Origin of the sequence: Cetobacterium sp. (assembly GCF_048470075.1) — a bacterium.
Classification (GTDB): Bacteria; Fusobacteriota; Fusobacteriia; order Fusobacteriales; family Fusobacteriaceae; genus Cetobacterium_A.
In genome coordinates, this window is the sequence record NZ_DBGBQB010000003.1 from 1 (window position 1) to 5,556 (window position 5,556).

Consider the following 5,556-nt stretch of genomic DNA (forward strand, 5'->3'; position numbering starts at 1 on the left):
ATATAAGGAGAACTAAATATAAATAGCTAATATATAAACTTAGAACACTATATTTTTAAATAAAAATGCACAATATTAAGGAGGCTGTTAAATGAGGTTAGAGATTGGAAATTTTTATGTGAATGATGTCCGTTTTGGTGATATCAACTCTTACTCACAGGGAGTTCTTACTATTAATAAAAAAGAGGCATTGGATTTTATAATGGAAGATGATTCTATAGTTGAAGCAGATATTGTTATAGCAAAACCTGGTGAGAGTAAAAGAATTGTTCCTATTAAAGAAGCTATTGAAGCAAGGGTTAGAGTGGATGGGAGATGTTTATTTCCAGGGGTTACTGGGACATTGGAGCAAGCTGGAGATGGGAAATTATATGCACTAAAAAATATGAGTGTTATGGCTGTTGGAAAACATTGGGGAAGTTTTGGAGATGGACTTGTTGATATGAGTGGAGAAGGAGCAGATTATTCATATTTTTCAAAGCTTATAAATGTCTGTCTTGTAGCTAATACAAATGAAGAGTTTGAACAGAGAGAACAGCAGAAAAAAAATAGGGCTTTAAGATGGGGAGCTATGCGATTGGCGGAGTATATAGGAAGGAGTGTTAAGGAGTTAATACCGGAGAGTAGAGAGATTTTTGAGCTAACACCCATAACAAAAAGGAATAAAAATACAACTGATCTTCCAAGCGTTGTATATGTTATGCAAGCTCAGTCACAAATGGAGATGTTGGGATATAATGACCTACTTTATGGTTGGGATATGAATAGAACACTTCCAACTTTTATGCACCCAAATGAAATCTTAGATGGAGCGATAATTGGAGGCTCATTCATGCCTTCCTCTTCTAAATGGTCAACATATGATATGCAAAATTTACCAACGATAAAGGAACTTTATTCTGAACATGGAAAAACACTTAATTTTTTGGGAGTAATTGTATCCAACTTAAATGTTTCTTTAGAACAGAAAAATAGAGCGGCTCTCTATGTAGCTCAAATTGCGAAATCTTTAGGAGCAGACGGAGCAATTTTAGCAGAGGAGGGATACGGAAATCCTGATGCGGATTTCATTGCATGTTTTTGTGCTTTAGAAGATGCAGGAGTTAAAACTGTTGGAATGACAAATGAATGTACTGGTCGAGATGGGAAATCTCAACCATTAGTTGTTCTCAATGAGCAGGCAAATGCCATAGTTTCATGTGGAAATGTTTCTCAACTTTTATATTTACCACCTATGGATGAAGTGATAGGCGAATTTGAATCAATTGGGCGAGATGGACTTTCTGGTGGGTGGGAAGGAGATGAAAAATTAGGACCCTCTGTAGCTGAAGATGGATCAATTATTATAGAAAATAACTGTATGTTCTGTGGAGATCAAGTTGTAGGATGGTCTAAAAAAACAGTAGTTGAATATTAAGGAGGAGATTATGAGGAAAGGTGTTCTTTATATAAACCAATTTTTTGCAGGTATTGGAGGAGAGGAGAAAGCTGATTTTAATCCAGTATTATTGAGTGGAACAGCGGGAGCTGGATTACTTTTTAATAAATATCTTAATGGAGCAGAGATTACTCATACTATTGTTTGTGGTGACAATTATATAGCATCAAATATAGAGGAGGCAATTGATAAAATTCTAGAGTTAATTAAAGATTTAAAAATGGATTTTTTTATAGCAGGGCCAGCATTTTATGCTGGAAGATATGGAGTTGCTTGTGGAGCAATTGGGAAAGTTATTGGAGAGAAATATAATATCCCAGTATTTAGCTCTATGCATGAGGAAAATCCAGGTGTGAACATGTTTAAAAAGGATTTGATTATTTTTAAAGGTGGAAAGAGTGCAGCATCAATGAAAGATGATATAAAAATAATGACTAACTATATAAATAAAAAGTTTAATCAAACAGAACTGTATTGGGCAGAAAAAGAACGGTATTTTGGAAGGGGGATAAGACACCAAATTCCACCTTCAAATGAGATAGGTCAAGCATCAAAAAGAGCGGTAGATATGCTATTAAAAAAAATAAATAATGAAAATTATATATCGGAATTGATTATTCCTAAAGTGGATAGAGTTCCACCAGCACCACCATTAACGAATCTAAAAGAATCGAAAATAGCTCTTGTTACATCAAGTGGAGTTGTTCCATCAGAAAATCCAGATAGAATTCAATCAGCTTCAGCAACTCGTTGGGGTATGTATGATATAAGTAATTTTGAAAGATTAGAATCGAAGATATTTAAAACAATTCATGCTGGATATGATCCATCAGCAGCAGATGCTAACCCAAATGTTTGTGTACCACTGGATGCTTTAAGAGCCTATGAAAAAGAGGGGATTATTGGAAAAGTTGATACACACTTTTATACAACAGTTGGAACAGGAACGACAGAAGCTGAAGCAAAGAGAATGGCAGAGGAGATGATAGTTTATTTGAAAGATCACAATGTAGATGGAGTGATATTAACATCCACTTGAGGAACTTGTACTCGTTGTGGAGCAACGATGGTAAAAACAATAGAGAGTGCTGGTATACCAGTGGTACAAATGGCCAATTTAATTCCTGTGGCACTTAGTGTTGGTGCCAATAGAATTGTGCCTACAATATCTATTCCCTATCCGCTAGGAGATCCAAATACTTCAGAAAAAGAGCAGTGGAAACTTAGATATCATAGAGTTGGAGTTGCCTTAAAATCTTTGACAGTTCCAGTAGAGAATCAAAAGGTTTTTGAAGTAAAAATATAGAAGTAAAATCTCTTTTTTATTGGATATATAATATTAAGAGTTTTAAAAGGAGATATAATTGGATAGAAAATTGGATAGAAATAACGACAGTGTTTTTAAAGTATCTTTAATTATCATTTTTTTAATAATAGTCTATGGTATTTTTTTCTCAGAATCTTTTGAACATATGACAACTGTCTTAAATAATATAATTTCAGTTAATTTTGGATGGGTTTATACCATATCAATGACAGTATTTTTGGCTTTTTCAATTTGGATAGGGTATTTCAGCAGATTTAAAGATATAAAACTTGGAAAAGAAGATGAAAAACCAGAATATACATTTTTTTCTTGGTTTGCAATGCTTTTTAGTGCAGGAATGGGTGTTGGGCTTATATTTTGGGGAGTTGCAGAACCAGCAAACTATTACTTAAATCCATTAGGAGCTATTCCATTGACAATTGAAGCTGCAGTTTTTACTTTTAATAAATCTTTTCTTCATTGGGGTATGCACCCATGGGCATCCTATGCCATAATTGGGATGACATTAGCATATACACAGCATAAAAAAGGGGAAAAAAGTCTTATAAGTTCCATCTTAGCTCCTTTATTTGGAAATGGTATTCAGAATAGTATTTTAGGAAAAAGTATAGATATTTTAACAATTATAGCAACAATAGGTGGAATGGTAACATCCCTAGGATTAGGTGTTTATCAGATAAATAGTGGTTTGAATTTTTTATTTGGAATACCTGAAAACTCTTTTATACAGCTATTATTGATAGGAATAACAACCTTGATAGTTATTTTATCAGTATCCACTCCTTTGGAAAGAGGAATTAAGGTTGTATCAGATATCAATATATATTTGGCAGCTATTTTAATTTTATTTGTTTTTATCATGGGACCTACAGTTGAAGTTATAAAAACATACTTGGAAGGAATTGGGATATATTTTCAAAATTTAATTCCAAACTCTTTTAGTAGTGGAGCTTTTGGAGGAACAAAGTGGTATGAATCATGGACTCTTTTTTACTGGGCTTGGTTTATTGCTTGGGCTCCTTTTTCTGGAATGTTCATAGCAAGAATTTCTAAAGGTAGAACGATAAAAGAGTTTGTAACTGGGGTTTTATTAGCACCGGCATTATTTTCTTTTTTCTGGTTTTCACTATTTGGAAGAATAACTATTAATGCAAGTCCAGAACTGATTAAAAGGGCTGTTAATTCTACTTCAACGGCTTATTTTATAATTATGTCTGAATTTTCATTTGGCAGATATATCAGTATTTTTACTTTGATTTTACTCTCTACATTTTTTATTACTTCTGCAAATTCAGCGACATTTGTTTTAGGGATGTTAACATCTGATGGAGCTTTAAATCCAAATAAAAATAAAAAGATTATCTGGGCACTTTTACAATCAGGAATGGCAATTGCTTTGATGATAGGAACAACTAATGGATTACAGATGCTTCAAATAGCTTCAATCGCTTTAGCATTACCTTTTGCTTTAATAATGATTTTATGTATAGTATCTTTTATAAAAATTTTAAGAGATAATGAAAGTTAGAAAATATTAAAAGGTTGGCTTTTTTATTGAGCCAACCTTAAAATGTTTATATTTTAATTTTAAATACAAAATAGTTGTCATCTATTTCCAATGAGAAAATCAGTTTATGTAGCTCTAAAATCTTTTTAACTAGAGATAATCCAAGTCCACTACCTTCAGCATTTTCGTCTAAAGCATTCTCCCCTCTTTGAAAAGGTTCAAATAGATCTTTGAGATTTTTATCAATTTTTTTTGTGATAAGGTTTTTAAAAATAAGTGTATCATTTTTTAAAGATATCTCAACCTCAGAGTCTTCAGGAGCATATTTTAACATATTCTGAATCAGATTATTTATGGCTATTTTTAATAGATTATAATCACCATATATCTTAATATCTGGGAGATGAGTTATAACCTCTATATTTCTCTCAAATTCTATATAGTCAAACTGTTCCAGAGAGGATTTTATCAGCTCATTAATATCCACATCCTGTGAGAGTAGTTTATAATCTGGAGAATTTATTTTAGAGAGAGTTAATAAACTCTCTGTTAGAGTTCTCATCTCTAAAGATTTTTCCAGCATTGTTTTGTAATACTCTTTTTTTCTACTATCTGGAACATTATCCCTAGCTAGAGCCTGCGAATATAGGCATAGAACAGAGATAGGAGTCTTTAACTCATGTGAAGCATTGGAAACAAAAAGTTTTAAATTTTCAATGGCAAAGGCTAATTCTTTGGACATATCATTTAAACTTTGTGCTAAATCCTCCAACTCATCTCCACTGGATAGCGAAATTTTATCGGGATATTCCAGCTTTGCTATTTTTTTTGCATTGGTTTTCAGATACATTATATTTCTATTAATTTTTTTAGAGAATACAGAAACTAAAATTCCACCTACAAATAGAGAGAAAAAAGCTGTGAAGATATTAAAAATAAAGATATCATGAATATGTTTTGCTATTACAGCCATAGAACTACGAATACTTAACATATAGCCATTATTTAATTTTTCATAATACCTGATAAACATTACACCAGAAGTTCCATCAATTTCACCAATTTTAAATAGAGACTCATTGAGTTTTAAAGAGTTATAAATTTTTCTACCAGAGTTCATATGAGAACGATTACTTTGCATAAAATTCAAATCGATTTTAACTCCGAAATTATCTTCAGCAAAATAGATATAATTTTCAAGTTTCTCTTTATTATCAATTAATTTGATTATATTATCTCTAATTTCAATAATATTCTGCTTTTTTCTGTATATATAAAATTTAT

Annotated in this window: 4 protein-coding genes; 3 read left to right on the forward strand and 1 reads right to left on the reverse strand. The window is 31.9% G+C overall.

The genetic code is table 11. From position 1 onward, the window contains the following. The first annotated feature begins 91 nt into the window (after positions 1-91). From ACMOUI_RS00045 to ACMOUI_RS00055, 3 genes are read left to right on the forward strand one after another with little or no spacing between them, the layout of a single operon-like run. The gene (locus ACMOUI_RS00045; RefSeq protein ID WP_418963701.1) at positions 92-1,417 is read left to right on the forward strand and encodes a glycine/sarcosine/betaine reductase component B subunit; all 1,326 of its coding nucleotides are present in this window, start codon (positions 92-94) and stop codon (positions 1,415-1,417) included. Positions 1,418-1,427: 10 nt separating this feature from the next. Beyond that, on the forward strand, positions 1,428-2,744 hold the full coding sequence (locus ACMOUI_RS00050; protein ID WP_418963702.1) for a glycine/betaine/sarcosine/D-proline family reductase selenoprotein B: 1,317 nt from the start codon (positions 1,428-1,430) through the stop codon (positions 2,742-2,744). A 58-nt stretch (positions 2,745-2,802) separates the two neighbouring features. Then, entirely contained in the window at positions 2,803-4,293 is a 1,491-nt protein-coding gene (locus tag ACMOUI_RS00055) for a BCCT family transporter (protein WP_418963703.1), read from the forward strand. A 46-nt stretch (positions 4,294-4,339) separates the two neighbouring features. On the opposite strand, the gene ACMOUI_RS00060 is transcribed toward ACMOUI_RS00055, so the two are convergent. Beyond that, the coding region (locus tag ACMOUI_RS00060; RefSeq protein ID WP_418963704.1) for a sensor histidine kinase at positions 4,340-5,556 on the reverse strand (1,217 nt) is incomplete at its 5' end.